The following is a 20,567-nucleotide window of genomic DNA, read 5'->3' on the forward strand; positions in this document are numbered from 1 at the left end:
GAGACAGGCTCCCGCCCGGCCCCCGGATCGTGCCCCGCCGCCGCGTCCTCCCCATGCACCGGTTCGTCGAGTTCGGTGCAGAACCTGTGGAGCGCGGCCGCGTCCGGCAGGCGTTCCGGGTCGTCCAGGTATTCGTCCCAGGTATTGGCCAGGTCAAGGGCGACAAGCCCGGTCTCGGCGTACTGGCGCATCCGCTCACCCCTTGCTACTGTCACGACTATGAGCACTATAACTCCTGACAAGAAGATCGCTCTACTAGACGCCCCTTCCAACCTCGGCCTGCGTCCGCCCGCCGACGACGTCGTCCCCGGTTGCTACAAGGCGCCCTGGGCGCTGCGCGACCTCGGGCTGCTCGAACGGCTCGGCGCGACCGACGCGGGCGCCGTCGTGCCGCCCCGGTACGTGGCCACCTGGAAGGAGGGCGACGGCGTGCGCAACGGCCCGTCCATCGCCGCCTACGCGCGCAGGCTGGCCGACCGTCTGACCGCGATCAGGCAGTCCGGTGCGTTCCCCGTGGTGCTGGGCGGCGACTGCTCGATCGTGCTCGGCCCGGCGCTCGCGCTGCGCAAGGCGGGCAGGTACGGCCTGGCCTACATCGACGCGCACGCCGACTTCCGGCACCTGGGCAACTCCCCGTACGTCGGCTCGGCCGCCGGCGAGGACCTGGCGCTGGTCACCGGCAGGGGTGACGACTACCTGGTGGACATCGACGGGCTGCGGCCGTACGTCAGGGACGAGGACCTGATCGTGCTCGGCGTCCGCGACGACGAGGACCTGGGCGACATTTCCGGGACCGGGCTGGCCTACCTCACGCCCGACGACATCTCCCTTGAGGCCGCCAGTAAGGTACTCGTCCGGGATGAACTGGACGGCTTCTGGATCCACGTGGACGCCGACGTCCTGGACCCGCGGGTGCTGTCCGCCGTCGACTCGCCGACGCCGGGCGGGCTGAGCGCGGCCCAGCTCACGGACCTGCTGCGCGGCCTGGTCGGGTTGCCCGGGGCGGCCGGCATCGAGCTCACCATCTACGACCCCGACCTGGACGAGGACGGCTCCCAGGCGGCCGTGCTCGCCGACATCCTGGTGGCCGCCCTGACCTGACCGACCCGACCCGACCGCCCTGACCACCCGACCGACCCGACACGACCGCCCTGACCTGACCGCGCCTTCCGAGCGCCGGTCAACCGGACGGCATCGCGTACGCGCTGGTGCTGCTGTGCCCGGCGGCGTTGGTGGCGGTGATGGAGGTCCACGCCGCCCGCGGCTCGTAGGGCGCCCAGGCGGTGTCGAGTCGTCCTCGTTCGTACCATTCCTGCGGGACGACCACGCCCCGCTCCCCCGGCGCGGCGAACGTGAACGTGCCGCCGCGCAGGTTGTGCCCCTCGATCAGGATCCCCGGCCGCCCGCCCCGGACCTGCCTGGACGCGCCGACGATGATCGGCTGCTGCCATCCGGCCGCGATGTCGTCGCTCAGCGAGGTGGCGTCCGGCGCGGACTGGCAGGTGAAGAACGGGTCCCAGCCGTAAGAGATGATCTTCACGGCGTGCCCGCCGGCGCCCATGATCTGCTGATCGAGCCGGCTCTTGCTGGTACGCCCGCGCAACGGCAGCGGATCGATCCGCCCGCATTCGCCCGGCACCGGAGTGGGCTCGAACGCCTCCACGTTCACCCACAGTTCGACCCCGGGCAGCCGGGGCCGGGCGGCGGCCTCGATGTAGACGCTGGTCGGCCCGTAGTAGCCCTGGTCGTTGCGCACGTCGCCGACGACGGGCGCCAGCCGGGGCCCGACCGGGGCCGCGGCCTCGTCGCCCCGGTGGACGGGGACCTTGCCGGTGCCCCGGCCGTCCTGCACCGCGATGGCCATGGGCGCGCCGGCCCGGGTGCCCGCGATGTCGGCCATCCCGTCGGCCACCTGCTCGGGCGGGAACCCGCGTGCTCTCCTGCCGTCGATGTACGGGCTGACCAGGATCATCTTCCCCGGCAGCACGGACGTGACCACCGCGTGCTGAGCCGCGTACAGGTCGATGATCGGGTCCTTGTCACCACGATCCCTGACAGCCAACTCAAAAGACTGATAAATCCCACCAAACGCCGCCGACCCGCCATATTTCGCCTGATAGTCGGTGAGGACCCGCTCGGTGAATCCGTTCAACGCGTCCAGATGCCCGAGATCAGGCTCCCACGGCTTGGCCGCGACCTGCGGAGCCGCCGGCAACCCGGGGAACACCCGCATCCCGTACGCCGCCGCCTCCGACATCAGGTTCCCCAGCCCGTCGCCGTCGGAGGCGATCAGCACCAGGTCCTGCTCCCGAGCCGCGCACGACGCCCCGAGCAGAACCCGGTAGTACGTCCGCGCCCCGATCTCGACCCGCCGATCGGCACCCGGGCACCGCAGCACCCCGTCGCCGAACGCCTCACTCGTCGTGTACGAGTAGACCCGCCTGATCACCTTCCCCGGCACCTCGGCGCACGGCCTGCCGTCGATCACGCAGTCGCCGAACTCCGGCTCGACGCCCACCGCGAACCGCGGCCCGAAGGTGACCAGCGTGTCGCCGCCGATCGCGTGCACGGCCTCCACCATCCGCCGGGTCACGCACCGATCCGCCCTGGGCATCACCCAGTATCCAGTGATCGCGTACGGAGCGGGAACCCGCAGGTCACGGGCCGGACAGCCGTCGCCGGCCACCGGGCTGAGCACCGGGCCGCCGCCGTCGTCGTCGGGCACGAACGCGCCCGCCAGCACGGCCACCACGACCAACACCCACAGGACCCGGCGCACAGGCCAAGCCTACGCAGCCGCGCCGGGAACGGCGGAGTAGCTCGAATCGGGGAGAAGGAGTGGCCACTCCTGGGGGATGTGGCGGACGGGGCGCCCGGAGACCCTGAAAGCATGAGCTTACGAACCGTGAAACCCCTGGCCCTGCTGCTGGGCACGCTCACCCTCGTCCCTCTGGCGCCCGCCCAGGCGAGCCAGGCGCACGCCCGGACGAGCCCGGCGAACGCCCAGTCGCGTCCGGCAAACGCCCTGGCACGGTCGGCAAACGCCCTGGCGCGGCCGGCGATCGCGTGGCGGGCGTGCCCGACGTACTCCGACGAGGTCCTGCGCTCGATGGGCCTGCCCGGCGACAAGCTCGCCGAGTTCCGCCGTCTCATGAAGCGCCTGGAGTGCGGCACGCTCGGCGTCCCGCTCGACCATGACCGGCCGCACGGCAGGCAGATCACCATCGCCCTGACCAGGCTCAAGGCCACCGACCGCGCCCGCAGACTCGGCGCTCTCGCGCTCAACCCGGGCGGCCCGGGCGGCAGCGGCCACCTCATGCCCCTGCAGGTGACCTTCGACGGCCCGCCGCTCAACGACCGGTACGACCTGATCGGCTTCGACCCGCGCGGCGTGGGCTACAGCAGCAAGGTCGACTGCGCGCCGGGCAAGCTGGAGCCCCCGCCGCCCGGCCCGCTGACCAGGCAGGAGGCACGGAAGATCCACGACGCCATGGCGCGTGAGATGGCCGCGTGCGCGCGCACCGACCCGGCCTTCCTCGGCCGGCTCACCACCGCCGACGTGGCCAAAGACCTGGACCTGATCAGGCTCGCCCTCGGCGAGCGCGAGCTCGGCTTCCTGGGCGTCTCGTGGGGCACCTGGCTGGGCGCGGTCTACCGCAGCCTGTTCCCCCGCAGCGTGAGCCGCATGTGGCTGGACAGCCCGGCCCAGCCGGTGACCAGGCAGGACGAGTTCACCGAACGCCGCGCCGCGGCCGCCGACCGCAACTTCGGCCGCATGGCCGCCTGGATCGCCGCCCACCACGACCCCTACGGCTTCGGCGCGACCAAGGACGAGGTGGTCTCGGCACTGACCCGGCTGCGCGAGGCGTACGACGCGAAGCCGGTGACGTTCGAGGGCATCCCCATGCCGGTCGACGGGCGAATGATCGCGCAACTGGCCACCCAGGACAGCGTGGCCTGGCCGCTGATCGCCCAGGCGCTGCGCGAACTGCGTGACGCGACGGGCACGGAGACGCCTCCGACGCTCAAGAAGATCTTCGGCGACCGGCCGCCGCCCCCGCCCGCCGACGCCCCGGAAAACGACAACCAGACGGCCAACCTGGCCTTCCACTGCAACGAGGACGCCGGGTCACGCACCTTCGAGTCCGCCTGGGACGCCTACCGGAGCCGGCTGGCCCGCTTCCCCGTCACGGGCGCGTCGAGCGACTTTTTCGCCCGCTGCGCCGGGTGGCCGCTGCCGGTGCGGGCCACGTCGTTGCGCCGCACCGGCGGCTCGCTGGTGTTGTCGGGGCACCTGCACGAGTCGATGTCGCCGTACGAGTGGACCACGCGTATGCGCTCGCTGACCGGCGGCACGGTGACGACGATCGACGACGACATCCACGCCTCGGCGCTCAGGACCCCGGGCTGCCGCACCAAGATCGTGACCTACTTCGAGACCGGACGCCGGCCGCGTTCCTGCCCGGGCGTCCCGGTCCCCACCTCCACCGACCTGCCCGACCCTGGCGAGGACCGGCCGGGCGGCTGAGTCCGGCGGGCCTCAGCCGTTGCTGATCGCCCCGGCGCCCCGGTCGATCAGGACGGGCACGATCGTGGCGGCCGCCAGCCCCGCCCCGATCCACGGGATGGCGGCCACCCCGGCGCCCGCGTCGAGCACGGCCCCGGCGAACGCGGGCACGAGGCTGATGCCGAGCTGGAACGCCGAGACGGTGACGGCTCCGGCCAGCGTGGGCGCGCGCGCCGCGATGGAGAACACGCGGCCGTAGATCGCCGGGTTCAGCACGAACCCGGCGACCCCGAGCAGCAGGACGAGCGGCACGACCGCCCAGGCGTACCGTGCGAGCACGGCCAGCAGCACCGAGCAGACCACGATCCCGATCGCGCCCGTCAGCAGCGCGCGCGTGGGCCACCGGTCGGACATCCGGCCCCCGATGGACAGCCCGGCGAACGCCCCGACGCCGAACAGCGTGAGCACGCCGGGCACCCACACCTCGGCAACCCCGGTGACCTCGGTCAGGAACGCGGCCAGGTAGTTGAACGTGACCATGTACGCGGCCGTGCTCAGCAGCGTGACGGCGTAGACGACCCACAGCCGGGGCCGCCGCAGCGCACGCAGCTCGTGCCGCACGCCGGACGCCACGCCCGCCCGTCCGGTCTCGGGCACCGCGACGAGCGTCAGCACCGCGGCGGCGACGGTGAGCCCGGCCACCACCCAGAACCCGCCGCGCCAGCCGGTGAAGTGGCTGATCAGCGCCCCGGCCGGGCCGCCGGCGAGCATCGCCAGGCTGAGCCCGCTGACCACGACGCCGGAGGCGCGCGCGGTGCGCTCCGGCGTGACGAGCGCGATCGCGGTGACCGCCGCGACGGCCCAGTACCCGGCGTAGGCCAGTCCGGACAGGAACCGGGTGGCCAGCAGCACCGCGTAGTCGTCGGTGAGCAGGCCGATCGCCACGCACGCGGCGAAGGCGGCCTGGGCGGTCACCAGCGTCGTACGGCGTGGCCAGTGCAGCGTCAGGATGGCCAGCGGCGGCCCGCCGACGACCACGCCGACGGCGAAGGCCGCGATCAGCGCGCCCGCGGACGACAGCGTGATCCGCAGGTCATGCGCGATCGCCGGCAGCACCCCGGCCAGCAGGAACTCGGCGCTGCCCATCGCGAACAGGCTGAAGGACAGCAGGTACACCCCGGCGGGCAACCGCCCGCGAACCGTGGGCGGGGCGGACGACGTGAGTGCGGACATCGGCGGTTCTCCTCCTCGTTCGGCCGCCGCGATCGCGACCGGCCTCGGCCGCTGTGATCGCAACCTGACCCAGCCGCCGTGATCGCGACCCGGCTCAGCCGCCGTGATCACGGCGGGCCCCGATGGTGCACCGCCACCCGCCGTCCCCGACAACCTTCGTTGCCGTTTCCGGGACGCACCCGCCGGCCACTCCTTTCCTGTCACTGATTCATCAATCGCCACTCCCACATCAATGCATTTGCACGTGATTGTGGATCATGTTAGATGGAGGGGAAAAGTCTGACCGCCCTCTTTTTTGATCATGCTCCGGAGAGGACCGGGCACGGTGACGCTGATTCTCGATGGCGTCCGCGTACGACAGCGCGGGGAGACCTGGCTCGACGACATCCGACTGGCATTACCAAGTGGAATGACAACCCTCGTCGGCCCGATGACCGCGGGAAAGACGACTCTCATGCGCGTGGTGGCCGGCCTGCGGCCACCGGATTCCGGCCGGGTGCTGGTCAACGGAAAAGACGTCACCTCGGTTTCCGTGCGAAAACGTTCGGTGGCCTTCGTCTATCAGCAATTCATCAATTATCCGTCGCTGACGGTCTACCAGAACATCGCCTCACCGCTGCGCCTGGATACCGCATTCCCGAAACAGGAAATCGACGCGCGGGTACGTGAGGTCGCCGAATTGATGGGCATCGGCGGCCTGCTCGGCCGGCGTCCGTCCGAGCTGTCCGGCGGCCAGCAGCAGCGCACCGCGATCGCCAGGGCGCTGGCCAGGCCGGTGGACGTGCTGCTGCTCGACGAGCCGCTGGCCAACCTCGACTTCAAGCTCAGGGAACAGCTCAGGGCCGACCTGAAGAGCATGTTCCAGGACTCCGGCGGGGTGGTCCTGTACTCCACCGCCGACCCGAACGAGGCGCTGACGTTCGCCGCGCCGACCGTGGTGCTGGGCGAGGGCCGGGTGCTGGAGTTCGGCGACGTGGCCGACCTGTACGCGGCCCCGCCGACGCTGGCCGTGGCCGCCACGCTCAGCGATCCGCCGATCAACCTGCTGCCCGGCGTCGTACGCGACGGCAGGATCGACTGCCTGGGCGCGTCCTTCCCGGCCCCGCACGCGCACGAGAGCGGGCGCGGCGTGGTGCTGGCCGTGCGCCCGCACCAGGTGCGGATCGAGCGCGACGGCGTCGACGGCGCGCTGGAGTTCCCCGCCGAGATCCGCCTGGCGGAGGTGACGGGCAGCGAGACGTTCCTGCACCTGCTGCTGCCCGGCGAACGCCACCTGGTGGCCCGGCTGCCCGGCGCCCGGCTGCACACGCCGGGCGAGCGGACGCGGGTCTTCGTCGACCCGGCGCACCTGTTCGTCTTCGACGAGATCGGCGGGCGGCTGCTGGCCAGGTCCGCGGCGGAGGTCGACCTGCATGGCTGACATTCACCTGGAAGGCGTCGGGCACAGCTACGACGGCGGCGAGACGTGGGCGCTCAAGCCGATGACCTGGACCTGGCAGAGCACCAGGGCCTACGCCCTGCTCGGCCCGAGCGGCTGCGGCAAGACGACGCTGCTGAACATCATCTCCGGCCTGATCACGCCGACCGTGGGCCGGATCTGGTTCGACGACGTCGAGGTCACCGGCGTGCCGACGGCCGGGCGCAACATCGCCCAGGTCTTCCAGTTCCCGGTGCTGTACGAGGGCATGTCGGTCTACGACAACCTGGCCTTCCCGCTGAAGAACAGGAAGCTGCCCAGGAAGGAGATCGACGAGCGGGTACGCCGGGTCTCGCAGCTGCTCGGCCTCGACAACGTGCTCAAACGCCGCTCGCGCCGGCTCGACGCGGGCCGCCAGCAGATCGTCTGCCTGGGCCGCGGCCTGGTGCGCTCGCACGTGGCGGCCGTGCTCCTGGACGAGCCGCTGACCGTGGTCGACCCGGCGCTGAAGTGGACACTGCGCAGCAAGCTCAAGGAGATCCACCGCGACACCGGGCACACGCTGATCTACGTCACGCACGACCAGACCGAGGCGCTGACGTTCGCCGACGAGGTGGTCGTGCTGAACGAGGGCGCGATCGTGCAGGCGGGACGGCCGGCCGAGCTGTTCCTGTCGCCGGCGCACGAGTTCGTCGGTCACTTCATCGGCTCGCCGGGCATGAACGTGCTGCCCGCCGAGATCACCGGCGACGGCCTGGTCAGAGTCGGCGAGGCGCAGATCGGCCGCGCGGTGGGCGAGGCGGAGGCCGGCCGGGCCGTGGGCGGGCTGCCGCCCGGTCCGGTCAACATCGGCGTACGGCCGGAGTTCGTGCACCTCACCGGCGCGCGCACGTCGCCCGGCGCGGCGGCGACGGTGACCGGCGTGGACCGGATGGGCGCGTTCAACCTGGTGCACGCGCGGGTCGGCGAGCACCCGGTGGTCGCCAGGACCGGCGCCGAGTCCGGGCACCGGCCGGGCGACGCGGAGTTCCTGCACTTCGCCGCCGAGCGGACGTTCCTGTTCAGAGACCAGGTCAGGTGCGGCTCGATCGCGCCCGTGAACGGAGGGGACGCGGCGTGAGCGAGCAGACCACGGTCGCGGGCAGCCAGGTGAGCGGCGAGGTCGTCACCGCGGGCCCGCCGCGCGAGGAGCAGGAGCCGCAGCCCGATCTCAAGCCGAAGAACAACCGCGCCTGGTGGCTGGTGCTGCCGGTGGTGGTCTCGGTGGCGTTCACCGCGGTGATCCCGCTGATGACCGTGGTGAACTTCTCCGTCCAGGACGTCTTCAGCCCGAACGACCGCATCTTCGTCGGCCTCGACTGGTTCCGCTCGGAGTCGCGCAACCCGGAGAACCGCGCCGCGTTCCTGCGCACGCTGCTGTTCTCCGCCCAGGTGCTGCTGATCGAGATCCCGCTCGGGGTGGCGCTGGCGGTGGCGATGCCGAGGCGCGGGTTCTGGGTGTCGGTGGCGCTGGTGGTCATGGCGTTGCCGCTGCTCATCCCGTGGAACGTGGTGGGCACGATCTGGCAGATCTTCGCACGCAACGACATCGGGCTGGGCGGCTGGGCGATCAACAACCTGCTGGGGGTCAACTTCAGCTACTCGCTCGACTCCACCGACGCCTGGATCACCGTCCTGGTGATGGACGTGTGGCACTGGACGCCGCTGGTGGCGCTGCTGGCCTACGCCGGGCTGCGGTCGATCCCCGAGCCGTACTTCCAGGCCGCGCAGATCGACGGCGCGTCGGCCTGGTCCACGTTCCGGCACATCCAGCTGCCGCGGCTGCGCGGGGTGCTGACGATCGCGGTGCTGCTGCGCTTCATGGACAGCTTCATGATCTACACCGAGCCGTTCGTGGTGACCGGCGGCGGCCCGGGCAACGCGACCTCGTTCCTCAGCATCCTGCTGTCGAAGATCGCGGTCGGGCAGTTCGACGTGGGCCCGGCCGGGGCGTTCTCGCTGCTCTACTTCCTCATCGTGATGATCGTCTGTTACGTGTTCTTCACGGTGCTCACCAGGGTCGGGAGGTGAGCGGCATGAGACGTCTCCCGTGGGCCCGCACCGTGTTCTGGCTGTACGCGGCCACGCTGATGTTGCCGCTGCTGTGGATGTTCGGCATGTCGATCCGCCCGAACGAGGACATACTCGGCAGCTTCTCGCTCATTCCGCAGCGGGTGACGTTCGAGAACTACGCCACGTTCTTCAGTGAATCGTCCTGGTACTCGAGCTATCTGAACTCGATCGTCTACACCTCGATGAACGCGGTGATGTCGCTGATCGTGGCGCTGCCCGCGGCGTACGCGTTCTCCAGGTTCAGGTTCGCCGGCGACAAGCACCTGTTCTTCTGGCTGCTGACCAACCGGATGGCGCCGCCGGCGGTCTTCCTGCTGCCGTTCTTCCAGATCTACCAGAGCGTCGGGTTGTTCGACACGCATCTCGGCGTGGCGATCGCGCACATGCTGTTCAACGTCCCGCTGGCGGTGTGGATACTCGAAGGCTTCATGTCGGGCATCCCCCGGGAGATCGACGAGACCGCGGCCATCGACGGCTACTCGCTGCCGCACTTCTTCGTGCGCATCTTCCTGCCGATGATCCGCTCCGCGATCGGCGTCACGCTCTTCTTCTGCTTCATGTTCAGCTGGGTCGAGCTGCTCATCGCCAGGACGATCACGTCGGTGAACGCCAAGCCGATCGCGGCCACCATGACCAGGACGGTCAGCGCCGCCGGTGTCGACTGGGGCCTGCTGGCCACGGCCGGCGTGCTCACCATCATCCCCGGCGCCATCGTCATCTGGTTCGTCAGGAACTACATCGCCAAGGGGTTCGCGCTCGGAAGGGTCTGAAAAGCACATGCAATGGATGGTCTGGACCCTTCCCACCGCACTGGTCTTCATCGGGCTGGCGTTGCTGCTGATCGTCATGGCGGTCTGGGCGAAGATCTCGCCGCCGGTGGCCAGGCGCGGATTCCTGCGCATCGAGACCGATCGGGGTGACCGGCTGTACATCGGCCTGATCAGCGCGGCCGTGGTGCTGGCCGGATGGATCGCGATCACCGACCTGTCCATGTGGCTCGCGCTCGGCTGCGCGCTGCTGGTGCTGGTCGTGATCGGGATATGGGGCTAACAGAGGAGGAGTCAGGCGATGAGGCATCGGACAGGCAGGTCCGCAGCGGTTGGTCTGGCCGCAGTCGTCCTGGTGGCAACGGCCTGTGCGCAGGGCACGGGCGACAAACCCAAGAGCGACTTCCGCGAGGCGGACGGCAAGGCCGCCGCGCAGCGGTGGGTGTCGCAGGAGTTCACCCCGAGCACGCTGCCCAAGGATCAGCAGCTCGCGGAGATGGACTGGTTCACCAAGGCCGCGGCGCCGTACCGGGGCATGGAGATCAACGTGGTGTCGGAGACGATCACCACCCACGAGTACGAGTCGCGTCAGCTCGCCAAGGCGTTCACCGAGATCACCGGGATCAAGGTCAAGCACGACCTGATCCAGGAGGGTGACGTCGTCGAGAAGCTCCAGACGCAGATCCAGGGCAACCAGAACATCTACGACGCCTACGTCAACGACTCCGACCTGATCGGCACGCATTCGCGCGGCACGTACGTGTTCCCGCTGTCGGACTACATGGCCGGGGAGGGCAAGGCGGTCACCTCGCCCACGCTCGACCTGAACGACTTCATCGGCATCAGCTTCACCACCGGCCCGGACAAGAAGGTCTACCAGTTGCCCGACCAGCAGTTCGCCAACCTCTACTGGTTCCGCTACGACTGGTTCACCGACGCCGAGATCAAGAAGCAGTTCAAGGCCGCGTACGGCTACGACCTGGGCGTCCCGGTCAACTGGGCGGCCTACGAGGACATCGCCGAGTTCTTCACCACCAAGGTCAACGGCAACGGCACGATCGACGGCAAGAAGGTCTTCGGCCACATGGACTACGGCCGCAAGGACCCGTCGCTGGGCTGGCGGTTCACCGACGCCTGGCTGTCGATGGCCGGCAACGGCGACCCGGGCATCCCCAACGGCCTGCCGGTGGACGACTGGGGCATCAGGGTGGAGAACTGCCGCCCGGTCGGCTCGTCGGTCACCCGCGGCGGCGACACCAACGGCCCGGCCTCGGTGTACGCGCTCACCAAGTACGTGGACTGGCTGAAGAAGTACGCGCCGAGGGAGGCGGCGGGCATGAACTTCAGCGAGGCGGGCCCGGTCCCGGCGCAGGGCAACATCGCCCAGCAGATCTTCTGGTACACCTCGTTCACCGCCGACATGACCAAGGAGGGCCTGCCGGTCGTCAACAGCGACGGCACGCCCAAGTGGCGCATCGCGCCGAGCCCGCACGGCGCGTACTGGAAGGACGGCAACAAGCTCGGCTACCAGGACGCCGGTTCCTGGACCCTGCTGAAGAACACGCCGAAGGAGCGCCGCGCTGCGGCCTGGCTGTACGCGCAGTTCGTCACGTCCAAGACGGTGTCGCTGAAGAAGTCGATCGTCGGGCTGACGTTCATCCGCGACTCCGACATCAGGAGCGAGTACTTCGAGAAGAACGCGGCCAAGTACGGCGGCCTGATCGAGTTCTACCGCTCCCCCGCGCGCAAGCAGTGGACGCCGACCGGCACCAACGTCCCCGACTACCCCAAGCTGGCGCAGCTGTGGTGGCAGAACGTGGCGACCGCGGTGACCGGCGAGACCACCGCACAACAATCCATGGATAACCTGGCCAAGCAGCAGGACGACATCCTGGCCCGCCTGGAGCGGCGCGGCTACGGCGGGAACTGCGCGCCCAAACTGAACCAGGAGCAGCCCGCGCAATACTGGCTCGACCAGCCGGGCGCCCCGGCGCCGAAACTGGCCGACGAGCGCGGCAAGCCGGAGACGCTCGACTACGACAAGCTGCTGGCCACGTGGAAGGCGGGCGATTAGCCGGCATGCTGGTCGTGACACCCGCTATCTCCTTATAATCATATAAAACGATTATTTGGAGGAGCGTTGATCGTCTACGGCGGAGACTGGAATCCCGAGCAGTGGCCCGAAGACGTCTGGCCTGAAGACGTGCGGCTCATGCGCGAGGCCGGGGTCACCCACGTCAGTCTCGGGATCTTCTCCTGGTCGATGCTGGAGCCGGTCGAGGGACGGTTCGAGTTCGGCTGGCTGGACCGGATCATGGACCTGCTGGCCGAGAACGGCATCAAGGTCTACCTGTCCACGCCCACCGCCTCGCCGCCCCCGTGGTTCGCGCACACCTACCCCGAGGCCCTGCCCGTGGACTTCGAGGGCCACACCCTCTACCACGGCAGCCGCCAGGCCTTCTGCCCCAGCTCCCCCGTCTACCGGGAGAAGGCGCTGGCCATCGTCGAGCAGCTCGGCCGCCGCTACGGCGGCCACCCGGCGCTGGCCATGTGGCACATCCACAACGAGTACGGCTGCCACAACGGCCGCTGCTACTGCGACACCTCCGCCGCCGCGTTCCGCACCTGGCTGCGCGACCGCTACGGCAGCCTCGACGCGCTGAACGAGGCGTGGGGCACCGCCTTCTGGTCCCAGCGCTACAGCGACTGGGAGCAGATCCTCACCCCGCGCATCACGCCCAGCTTCACCAACCCCGGCCAGCAGCTCGACTACCGCCGCTTCAGCTCCGACGCGCTGCTCGACCTCTACCGGGCCGAGCGCGACCTGCTGGCCAAGATCTCCCCGGACGTCCCGAACACCACCAACTTCATGTCCGGCCTGTACTGGGACGCCGACTACTGGGCCTGGGCCGAGGAGCTGGAGGTCGTCTCCACCGACCAGTACCTGGCCGGCGAGCTCGGCGACGAGGCGCACATCGACCTGGCCTTCGCCGCCGACCTGACCCGCTCGTTCAAGCCGGGCCGCCCGTGGCTGCTCATGGAGCACTCCACCAGCGCGGTGAACTGGCAGGGCTACAACCGGGCCAAGCAGCCCGGCGAGATGCACCGCAACTCCGTCCAGCACCTGGCCAGGGGCGCGGACGCGATCATGTTCTTCCAGTGGCGGGCGTCCAAGATCGGCGCGGAGAAGTGGCACTCGGCCATGTACCCGCACGGCGGCAAGGACACCAAGATCTGGCGTGAGGTCGTCGCGCTCGGCGAGCTGCTGCGCGACGCCTCCGACGTGGCCGGCACCACGGTCAAGGCGGACGTGGCGATCCTGCTCGACTTCGCCAGCATCTGGGCCCAGGACCACCCGGCCCAGCCGAACACCGAGCTGAAGCCGATCGAGATCGTCAAGCAGTGGCACGCCGAGCTCTGGAAGCTGGGCATCACCTGCGACTTCGCCCACCCCGGCGCCGACCTGTCCGGCTACCGCGCGGTGCTGGTGCCGGCGCTCTACCTGGTCGACGACGCCGGCGCGGCCAACCTGGAGCGCTACGTGGCCGGCGGCGGCCGGGCGCTGGTCGGCCCGTACAGCGGCATCGTCGACGACCGCGACCAGGTCCGCCTGGGCGGCTACCCGGGCGCGTGGCGCGACCTGCTCGGCGTGACCGTCGAGGAGTTCTTCCCGCTCAGGTCCGACGACGCGATCGAGCTGACCGGCGGCGGCAGCGGCCGGCTGTGGAGCGAGGTGGCGCACCTCACCGGCGCCGAGGTGCTCGACACCTACCTCGACGGCCGCCCGGCCTGGACGCGGCACGCGTGGGAGCGCGGCGCCGCCGACTACCTCACCACGCTGCCCACCGGCGAGGCCCTGGCCAGGGTGCTGACCGCGGTCTGCGCCGAGGCCGGCGTGACGGCGACGGGCACGCCCGGGATCGAGGTCGTCCGCCGCTCGCACCAGGACGGCCGGGCCTTCCTGTTCGCGATCAACCACACCGCGGCCGACGCCGAGGTGCCCGCCACCGGCACGACCCTGGACGGAACCGCCGTCGACGGCGTGCTCACGGTCCCGGCCGGCGCGGTCAGGACCGTCAGGGAAGCCCGCTGACCTGACCCGGACCCGGACCTGGATCCGGGCCGTCGGCTTCGTCCGGCGGCCCGGATCCGTCCGCCTGGGTGGCGCGCAGCCAGCGCAGCGCCCCCCGTGACAGGGCCATCAGCACGTCCGCGGCCTCCTCCAGGTCGGGATAGCGCCCTTCCAGATGCCCGATCGCCAGCGCGTTGGTGGCCGCGTTGATGCCTTCGGCGATCATCTCCAGCCGCCGCCTGTCGTGCTCGTCGTCGGCCGTGTACCCGAGCGCCGCCAGGTCGGCGGCATGGTGTTCCCGATAGGCCGCCGCGCTCTCGATCGCCAGCTCGCGCAGCGACGACGCCGGGTCGTGCCTGGCGCGCAACTGGATGCGCAGCAGCTCGGGATGCCGGCAGATGGCCTCCAGCGGGATGCGGAACGTCTCGCGGTGCCGCTCGTGATCGTCCGGCGACTCCCGCGCCTTGCGCCTGGCCTCGCGCATCGCCGCGCGCAGCCGTTCGCCGCCTTCTTCGCCGAGCACCCGCAGCAGGTCCTGCCGGTCCTTGAAGTGCACGTAGAAGCTGGACTGCGCGATGCCGGCGGCCTTGGCCACCGCCACCGTGGTCAGCCCGGGCTCGCCCTCCCTGTCGAGGATCGACAGCGCCGCGCGGATGAGCCGGCGCCTGGTCGCGTCCTTGGCCTCACTCCTGGTACGGGTCACGGCCACCTTCTTTCCCATCGGCCGATGATCCCCCGAATAACGATTGGCGCGGGCCCTCTTGTGCGGAATTTCACCGATTGTACTATCGGTGAAATTGCTCTCGGGGGCCGACCGGGAGGAGGCGTGGATGAAACGCTGGAGAACGCCGGCGACGTTGTCGCTGGCCTGCGTGGTCATGCTGGCCTGCAGCGGGCAGCGGCCACCGGAGACCGGCCCCGCACCCGCCACCTCGGCCACGGCGACCGGGCCCGTCGCCGGCGGCCGCCTGGTCTACGGGCTCAGCGCCGACGCCAACGGCTTCAACCCCGTCACCGACCAGTTCGCCGCGCAGAGCTACAGCATGGTCGGCACCATGATCGAGCCGCTGGTCGGCGTGGACGCCGCAGGCGCGTGGAAGCCGTACCTGGCCCAGTCCCTGACCCCGAACGCGACGTTCGACGAATGGACGATCAAGATCAGGCCCGGCGTCAGGTTCTCCACCGGGCTCAACCTGACCGGTGAGATCGTCAAGGCCAACCTGGAGGCGCAGAAGGCCTCACCGCTGACCGCCGCCACGCTCGTCCCGGTCAAGTCCTTCGAGCTGACCGACCCGATGACGGTCAAGGTCGCGCTCAGCCGGCCGTGGGTGGCCTTCCCCTACTACCTGGCCACCCAGCTCGGCATGATCGTGCCGCCCACCTCGCTGAACGACCCCAGGACGGCCAGTCTCAAGCCGGTCGGCACCGGGCCGTTCATGTTCAAGGAGTACATGCCGGACAGCCGCCTGGTGGTCACCAGGAACCCGCAGTACTGGCGATCCGGGCTGCCGTACCTGGACGAGATCGAGTTCAGGATCCTGCCCGACAGCCAGACCCGCGCCCAGACGCTCGAAGCGGGCGGCATCGACGCGATGGGCACCAGCCGCGACGACGACGTGATCAAGTTCGGCAAGCTCAAGGACGACTACACGGTCGACCGGGCCCAGGGCATGGCCGTGCCCGAGGCCATGATCATGCTCAACACCGCCGTACCGCCGCTCGACGACCTGCGGGTGCGCAAGGCGCTCGCGTACGCCATGGACCGCAAGACGGTGATCTCCACCCTGCGCTCCGGCCTGACCCAACCGGCGGACGGCCCGTGGGCCAAGGACTCCAAGTGGTACGCGGAAGGCGGCTACCCCGACTTCGACCTGGCCAGGGCCACCGCCCTGGTGAAGGAGGTGGAGGCGGAGAAGGGCCCGATCTCCTTCGAGGTCCTGTCCACCCCCGACCCGAACACGATGCAGGGGCTCGAACTGGCCCAGGACATGTGGCGCAAGGCCGGCATCGACGTCACCATCAAGCAGGCCGACCAGCCCGACCTGATCAACCGGGCCGTCACCGGCAACTTCGCCGCCACCATCTGGACCCAGTTCTCCGCCGCCGACCCCGACGGCGAGTACGTCTGGATGCACCAGGCGTACGCCAAGCCGGTCGGCGCGGTCTCACTGAACTTCTCCCGGCTCAAGGACGAGAAGCTCAGCCGGGCACTCGACGTCGGACGCGGCGACCCCGACGAGAGCACCCGCGTGGCCGCCTACGCCACCGTGCAGGAACGCCTGCGCGAACTGGTCCCGTACGTGTTCATCGACCACCTCGACACCGGGGCGATCATCGCCAGGACGAAGGTGCGCGGCATCGGCGAGCACGTGCTGCCCGACGGCGAGAAGGGCCTGCCGCTGACCGGCTCGCCGGTGCCCTACCACCCGTTCTCGCAGCTCTGGATCGCGCCGCGGTGATCGTCGTCCTGCACCGGCTGGTCCGGCTCCTGGTGGTGCTGCTCGTCGTCACGTTCCTGTCCTACGCCCTGCTCACGCTGCTGCCCGGCGACCCGGTCACGCAGATCCTGGGCCTGTCGGCGACCGAGGAGACCCGCGCGGCGCTGCGCCAGGAGCTGGGCCTGGACCGGCCGCTGCTGGTGCGTTACGGCGACTGGCTGGGCGGCCTGCTCACCGGCGACTTCGGCGACTCCTACATCTCCCGGCTGCCGGTCGCCGCCGAACTGGCGGAACGGCTGCCCGTCACGCTCGAACTGCTCATCGCCGCGCAGGTCATCGCGCTCGGCCTGGCCGTCCCGCTGGGCGTGGCCGCCGCCCGTCACGCCGGGCGCGCGCTCGACCAGGTGCTCACCGCGGTCAGCTTCGCGCTGCTGTCCACGCCGAGCTTCGTGCTCGGGGTGCTGCTGATCCTGGTGTTCGCCGTCACCTGGCAGGTCGTGCCCGCGACCGGCTGGACGTCCATCTCGGTCGACCTGGGCTGGAACCTCACCTCGGTGCTGCTGCCCGCGATCACGCTCGGCTGCGGGCTGATGGCCGTGTACGCGCGGCTGCTGCGCACCGACCTGATCGCCACGCTGCAGGAGGACTACATCACGCTGGCCAGGGCGCGCGGGCTGTCACCGCGGCGCATCATGTGGCGGCACGCGCTGCGCCCGTCCGCGATCACGCTGATCACCTCCGTCGGGCTGAATCTGGGCGCGCTCATCGGCGGCGCGGTGATCATCGAGACGCTGTTCGGCCTGCCCGGCATCGGGCGGCTCATCGTCGACTCCATCTTCTCCCGCGACTACCTGACCGTGCAGGGCGGCGTCGTGCTGATCTCGGTCGGGTACGTGCTGGTCAACTTCGCGGTGGACCTCGTGTACGCCGCCGTCGACCCGAGGATCCGTCGTGCGTAGCCGCCTGGGGCCCGGGTTCTGGATCGCCACGGCCTGGATCGGCCTGGTGCTGCTGGCCGCGCTGCTGGCCGACGTGCTGCCGATCCCCCGCTACGACGAGACCCTGGTCGGACCGCCGCAGTCCGGCCCCAGCGCCGCGCACCCGTTCGGCACCGACGGACTCGGCCGCGACGTGCTCAGCCGGGTCGTCCACGGCGCGCGCGTCTCGCTCGGCGTCGGCGTCGGCGCGGTGCTGCTCGGCCTCGGCCTGGGCGCGCCGCTCGGCATCCTGGCCGGCTACCGCCGCCGCGCCTGGGACTCGGTGATCATGGCGGTCAACGACGTCGCCCAGGCGTTCCCGGCGCTCGTCTTCGCGCTGGCCGTGGTCGCCTTCGCCGGGGCGAGCCTGCGCAACGTGCTGATCGTGCTCGGCGTGCTGAGCGTGCCGGCCTGGACTCGGCTGATCCGCGGGGCCACGCTGACGTTCGCCGACCGGGAGTTCGTGCTGGCCGCCCGCGTGCTCGGGGTGCGCGACCGGCGGATCCTGTGGCGCGAGATCGTGCCGAACGTGGCCGTGCCCGCCGCGTCTTACGCCTTCGTCGGCATGGCCGTGATCGTGGTGGCGGAAGGCAGCCTGGCCTTCCTCGGGCTGTCGGTGCAGGCGCCCACGCCGACCTGGGGCGGGCTGGTCAACGAGGGCCGTACGGTGATGGAGAACGCGCCGCACGTGGTGCTCGCGCCGTCGGTCGTGATGTTCTTGACCGTGTTGTCGTTCAACCTGGTCGGAGACCGGCTGCGGGCGCTCAGCGACGTGCGGCGGAGCGGGCTCGAACCGGTCGGGCAGGTCGCCGCGGCCGTCACCGCCGCGCCGCCGCACGCCGTCCGCGACTGCCTGCTGCAGGTCGAGGACCTGCGCACGCACTTCGTCACCCCGCGCGGGACGGTCAAGGCGGTGGACGGGGTGTCGTTCACGCTGGAGCGCGGCAGGACGCTGGCCATCGTGGGCGAATCAGGGTCGGGCAAGTCGATGCTGATCCGCTCGATACTCGGCCTGCTGCCCGGCACCGACGTGGTGCGCGGCGGCCACGTCTACCTGTCCGGCGACGACCTGACCGGCTACGGCCCCGCCGAGATGAGGTCGGTGCTCGGCCCCAGGCTCGGCACCGTCTTCCAGGACCCGATGACCGCGCTCAACCCGGTCCGCACCATCGGCACGCAGGTCGCCGAGCCGCTGCGGGTGCATCTCGGCCTCTCACGCGCCGCCGCCCGTAGCGAGGCGGCACGGCTGCTGGCCTCGGTCGGCATCCCCGACCCCGAGCGGACGCTGCGCCGCTACCCGCACCAGCTCTCCGGCGGGATGCGGCAGCGGGTGACGATCGCGATGGCGCTCTCCTGCGGCCCCGACGTGCTGTTCGCCGACGAGCCCACGACCGCGCTGGACGTCACCATCCAGGACCAGGTGCTGCGCCTGCTGCACCGGCTGCGCGAGGAGCGGGACATGGCGGTGGTGCTGGTCAGCCACGACCTGTCGGTGGTGCGGCAGTGGGCGGACGAGGTGATCGTGATGTATGCCGGGAAGGTGGTGGAACGGGGGCCGGCCGAGGAGGTGTTCGCCCGGGCCAGGATGCCGTACACCGAGGCCCTGCTGCAGGCCGCGCCACGGCTCACGGACCCGGCCCACCATCGGCTGCGGGTCATCCCGGGGCGCCCGCCGGACCTGGCGGCGCTGCCCGAGGGGTGCGCGTTCCAGCCGCGATGTCCCTACGCACGGGACCGCTGCGCGACGGAAGCGCCCCCGCTGTCCCACAACGGCCACTTCCACGCCTGCTGGTACCCCATCGAGACCGAGACCGGCGATCACTACGCGAAAGAGGCGGACAGCGGTGGCAGGTAGCGGAAACGCGCACCTCAGAGCGCCCGGCGAGGTGCTGCTGCGGGTGGAGGACCTGGTCGTGGAGTTCCCCGGCGGCCGGGGCAGGACGGTTCTCGCCGTCTCCGGGGTGAGCTTCGACCTGGCGCGCGGCGAGACGCTGGGCATCGTCGGCGAATCCGGGTGCGGCAAGTCGAGCACGGCGCGGGCCCTCGTCCAGCTCCCGCCGCCACGCTCCGGCTCGGTACGCCTGGACGGCGTCGAACTGACCCGCCTGCGCGGCGAGGCCCTGCGCCGCACCAGACGGCGACTCCAGATGATCTTCCAGGACCCGATCTCCTCGCTGAACCCCCGCCGCCGCGTCCGCGACATCGTCGGCGAGGGCCCGCGCGTGTGGGACCTCGACCCCGCCCGCGAGGACGAAGTGCTGGAGGCGGTCGGCCTCGACCCGGCCACGGCGGCCGAGCGCCGGCCGCACGAGTTCTCCGGCGGCCAGTGCCAGCGCGTCTCCATCGCCCGCGCGCTGATACTCGACCCCGAGGTGGTGATCTGCGACGAGCCGGTGTCGGCGCTGGACGTGTCGGTGCAGGCGCAGATACTCAACCTGCTGGCGGACCTGAAGGAGCGCTACCGGCTCACGCTGGTCTTCATCGCCCACGACCTGGCGGTGGTGAAGAACGTCGCCGACCGGATCCTGGTCATGTACCTGGGCAAGACCTGCGAACTGGCGGCCGGCGACGACCTGATCGGACGCCCCGCCCACCCGTACACCCGGGCGCTGATCGCCACCATCCCCGGCGGCGCGCTGGACCTCCCGCCGGCCGACCAGCTGATCAGCGGCGAGCCGCCGTCGCCGGTGAACCCGCCGAGCGGGTGCCGCTTCCGTACCCGATGCCCGCGTGCCGCGCCCAGATGCGCGGACGAGGAGCCTCTCATCCGCCCGATCGGGCAGGACCACTGGGTGGCCTGCCACTACCCGAACCACGAGAACTGAGGATCACCATGGCCATCGACTTCACTCTCGCCCCCGAGCACGAGGAGATCCGCAAGCGGGTGCGCACCTTCATCCAGGAGACCGTCATCCCCACCATGGCGGACCTGAAGGAAGGCGACAGGGACGAGTACCTGCGCACGATCTTCCGCCTGCGCACGGAGGCGAAGGCGGCCGGGTTGTGGCTGCCGCACATGCCGCGCGAGTGGGGCGGGATGGGGC

18 protein-coding genes are annotated in these 20,567 nt (G+C 70.5%); 14 read left to right on the forward strand and 4 right to left on the reverse strand.

From position 1 onward, the window contains the following. Positions 1–215 (reverse strand): hypothetical protein (locus HII36_RS42535; RefSeq protein ID WP_173529030.1); only part of this gene is annotated, 215 nt, incomplete at its 3' end. Between the two features lie 4 nt (positions 216–219). Between HII36_RS42535 and HII36_RS42540 the strand changes: the two genes are divergently transcribed. Then, positions 220–1,101, forward strand: coding sequence for an arginase family protein (locus HII36_RS42540; protein WP_173529031.1), 882 nt, complete (start codon positions 220–222; stop codon positions 1,099–1,101). 79 nt (positions 1,102–1,180) lie between these two features. Here HII36_RS42540 and HII36_RS42545 read toward each other — a convergent pair whose 3' ends face one another. Further along, on the reverse strand, positions 1,181–2,779 hold the full coding sequence (locus HII36_RS42545) for a DUF4434 domain-containing protein (RefSeq protein ID WP_173529032.1): 1,599 nt from the start codon (positions 2,777–2,779) through the stop codon (positions 1,181–1,183). A gap of 111 nt (positions 2,780–2,890) precedes the next feature. Between HII36_RS42545 and HII36_RS42550 the strand changes: the two genes are divergently transcribed. Then, positions 2,891–4,528, forward strand: a complete 1,638-nt coding sequence (locus tag HII36_RS42550; protein ID WP_173529033.1) for an alpha/beta fold hydrolase — start codon at positions 2,891–2,893, stop codon at positions 4,526–4,528. Between the two features lie 12 nt (positions 4,529–4,540). Here HII36_RS42550 and HII36_RS42555 read toward each other — a convergent pair whose 3' ends face one another. Next, a complete protein-coding gene (locus HII36_RS42555) occupies positions 4,541–5,740 on the reverse strand; it encodes an MFS transporter (RefSeq protein WP_173529034.1) in 1,200 nt (399 codons plus the stop codon). 301 nt (positions 5,741–6,041) lie between these two features. On the opposite strand from HII36_RS42555, the gene HII36_RS42560 reads away from it, so the two are divergent. From HII36_RS42560 to HII36_RS42590, 7 genes are all read left to right on the forward strand, one after another. Beyond that, positions 6,042–7,160: an ABC transporter ATP-binding protein gene (locus HII36_RS42560; RefSeq protein ID WP_173529035.1), complete on the forward strand. Its 1,119-nt coding sequence runs from the start codon at positions 6,042–6,044 to the stop codon at positions 7,158–7,160. Next, the gene (locus HII36_RS42565) at positions 7,153–8,277 is read left to right on the forward strand and encodes an ABC transporter ATP-binding protein (RefSeq protein ID WP_173529036.1); all 1,125 of its coding nucleotides are present in this window, start codon (positions 7,153–7,155) and stop codon (positions 8,275–8,277) included. Before HII36_RS42560 ends, HII36_RS42565 begins: the two co-directional genes overlap by 8 nt. Next, positions 8,274–9,227: a carbohydrate ABC transporter permease gene (locus HII36_RS57300; RefSeq protein WP_217370658.1), complete on the forward strand. Its 954-nt coding sequence runs from the start codon at positions 8,274–8,276 to the stop codon at positions 9,225–9,227. The genes HII36_RS42565 and HII36_RS57300 overlap by 4 nt, the downstream gene beginning before the upstream one ends. A 5-nt stretch (positions 9,228–9,232) precedes the next feature. After that, positions 9,233–10,039, forward strand: coding sequence for a carbohydrate ABC transporter permease (locus HII36_RS42575; protein ID WP_173529037.1), 807 nt, complete (start codon positions 9,233–9,235; stop codon positions 10,037–10,039). A gap of 16 nt (positions 10,040–10,055) precedes the next feature. Beyond that, positions 10,056–10,319: a DUF2160 family membrane protein gene (locus tag HII36_RS42580; protein ID WP_217370659.1), complete on the forward strand. Its 264-nt coding sequence runs from the start codon at positions 10,056–10,058 to the stop codon at positions 10,317–10,319. Between the two features lie 72 nt (positions 10,320–10,391). Beyond that, entirely contained in the window at positions 10,392–12,110 is a 1,719-nt protein-coding gene (locus HII36_RS42585) for an ABC transporter substrate-binding protein (protein WP_217370660.1), read from the forward strand. A 66-nt stretch (positions 12,111–12,176) separates the two neighbouring features. Beyond that, the gene (locus HII36_RS42590) at positions 12,177–14,129 is read left to right on the forward strand and encodes a beta-galactosidase (protein ID WP_236004484.1); all 1,953 of its coding nucleotides are present in this window, start codon (positions 12,177–12,179) and stop codon (positions 14,127–14,129) included. Here the strand turns inward: HII36_RS42590 and HII36_RS42595 are convergent. Beyond that, positions 14,113–14,829: a TetR family transcriptional regulator gene (locus HII36_RS42595; protein ID WP_173529040.1), complete on the reverse strand. Its 717-nt coding sequence runs from the start codon at positions 14,827–14,829 to the stop codon at positions 14,113–14,115. The genes HII36_RS42590 and HII36_RS42595 overlap by 17 nt on opposite strands. 109 nt (positions 14,830–14,938) lie before the next feature. Between HII36_RS42595 and HII36_RS42600 the strand changes: the two genes are divergently transcribed. From HII36_RS42600 to HII36_RS42620, 5 genes are all read left to right on the forward strand, one after another. Beyond that, a complete protein-coding gene (locus HII36_RS42600) occupies positions 14,939–16,567 on the forward strand; it encodes an ABC transporter substrate-binding protein (protein WP_173529041.1) in 1,629 nt (542 codons plus the stop codon). Next, positions 16,564–17,505, forward strand: a complete 942-nt coding sequence (locus tag HII36_RS42605) for an ABC transporter permease (RefSeq protein WP_328808143.1) — start codon at positions 16,564–16,566, stop codon at positions 17,503–17,505. The genes HII36_RS42600 and HII36_RS42605 overlap by 4 nt, the downstream gene beginning before the upstream one ends. Continuing rightward, on the forward strand, positions 17,498–19,378 hold the full coding sequence (locus HII36_RS56090) for a dipeptide/oligopeptide/nickel ABC transporter permease/ATP-binding protein (protein ID WP_173529042.1): 1,881 nt from the start codon (positions 17,498–17,500) through the stop codon (positions 19,376–19,378). Before HII36_RS42605 ends, HII36_RS56090 begins: the two co-directional genes overlap by 8 nt. Next, on the forward strand, positions 19,368–20,348 hold the full coding sequence (locus HII36_RS42615; RefSeq protein ID WP_173529043.1) for an ABC transporter ATP-binding protein: 981 nt from the start codon (positions 19,368–19,370) through the stop codon (positions 20,346–20,348). The genes HII36_RS56090 and HII36_RS42615 overlap by 11 nt, the downstream gene beginning before the upstream one ends. A gap of 8 nt (positions 20,349–20,356) precedes the next feature. After that, the coding region (locus tag HII36_RS42620) for an acyl-CoA dehydrogenase family protein (RefSeq protein ID WP_173529044.1) at positions 20,357–20,567 on the forward strand (211 nt) is incomplete at its 3' end.

Origin of the sequence: Nonomuraea antri, assembly GCF_013283785.1 — a bacterium.
Classification (GTDB): domain Bacteria; phylum Actinomycetota; class Actinomycetes; order Streptosporangiales; family Streptosporangiaceae; genus Nonomuraea; species Nonomuraea antri.

Excerpts from the sequence above, each read along its gene's own strand:
- HII36_RS42565 (WP_173529036.1), top strand. The coding sequence starts at position 7,153 with ATGGCTGACATTCACCTGGAAGGCGTCGGGCACAGCTACGACGGCGGC.
- HII36_RS42555 (WP_173529034.1), bottom strand. The coding sequence starts at position 5,740 with ATGTCCGCACTCACGTCGTCCGCCCCGCCCACGGTTCGCGGGCGGTTG.
- HII36_RS42550 (WP_173529033.1), top strand. The coding sequence starts at position 2,891 with ATGAGCTTACGAACCGTGAAACCCCTGGCCCTGCTGCTGGGCACGCTC.
- HII36_RS42595 (WP_173529040.1), bottom strand. The coding sequence starts at position 14,829 with ATGGGAAAGAAGGTGGCCGTGACCCGTACCAGGAGTGAGGCCAAGGAC.
- HII36_RS42575 (WP_173529037.1), top strand. The coding sequence starts at position 9,233 with ATGAGACGTCTCCCGTGGGCCCGCACCGTGTTCTGGCTGTACGCGGCC.
- HII36_RS42560 (WP_173529035.1), top strand. The coding sequence starts at position 6,042 with ATGCTCCGGAGAGGACCGGGCACGGTGACGCTGATTCTCGATGGCGTC.
- HII36_RS42540 (WP_173529031.1), top strand. The coding sequence starts at position 220 with ATGAGCACTATAACTCCTGACAAGAAGATCGCTCTACTAGACGCCCCT.
- HII36_RS42600 (WP_173529041.1), top strand. The coding sequence starts at position 14,939 with ATGAAACGCTGGAGAACGCCGGCGACGTTGTCGCTGGCCTGCGTGGTC.
- HII36_RS42580 (WP_217370659.1), top strand. The coding sequence starts at position 10,056 with ATGGTCTGGACCCTTCCCACCGCACTGGTCTTCATCGGGCTGGCGTTG.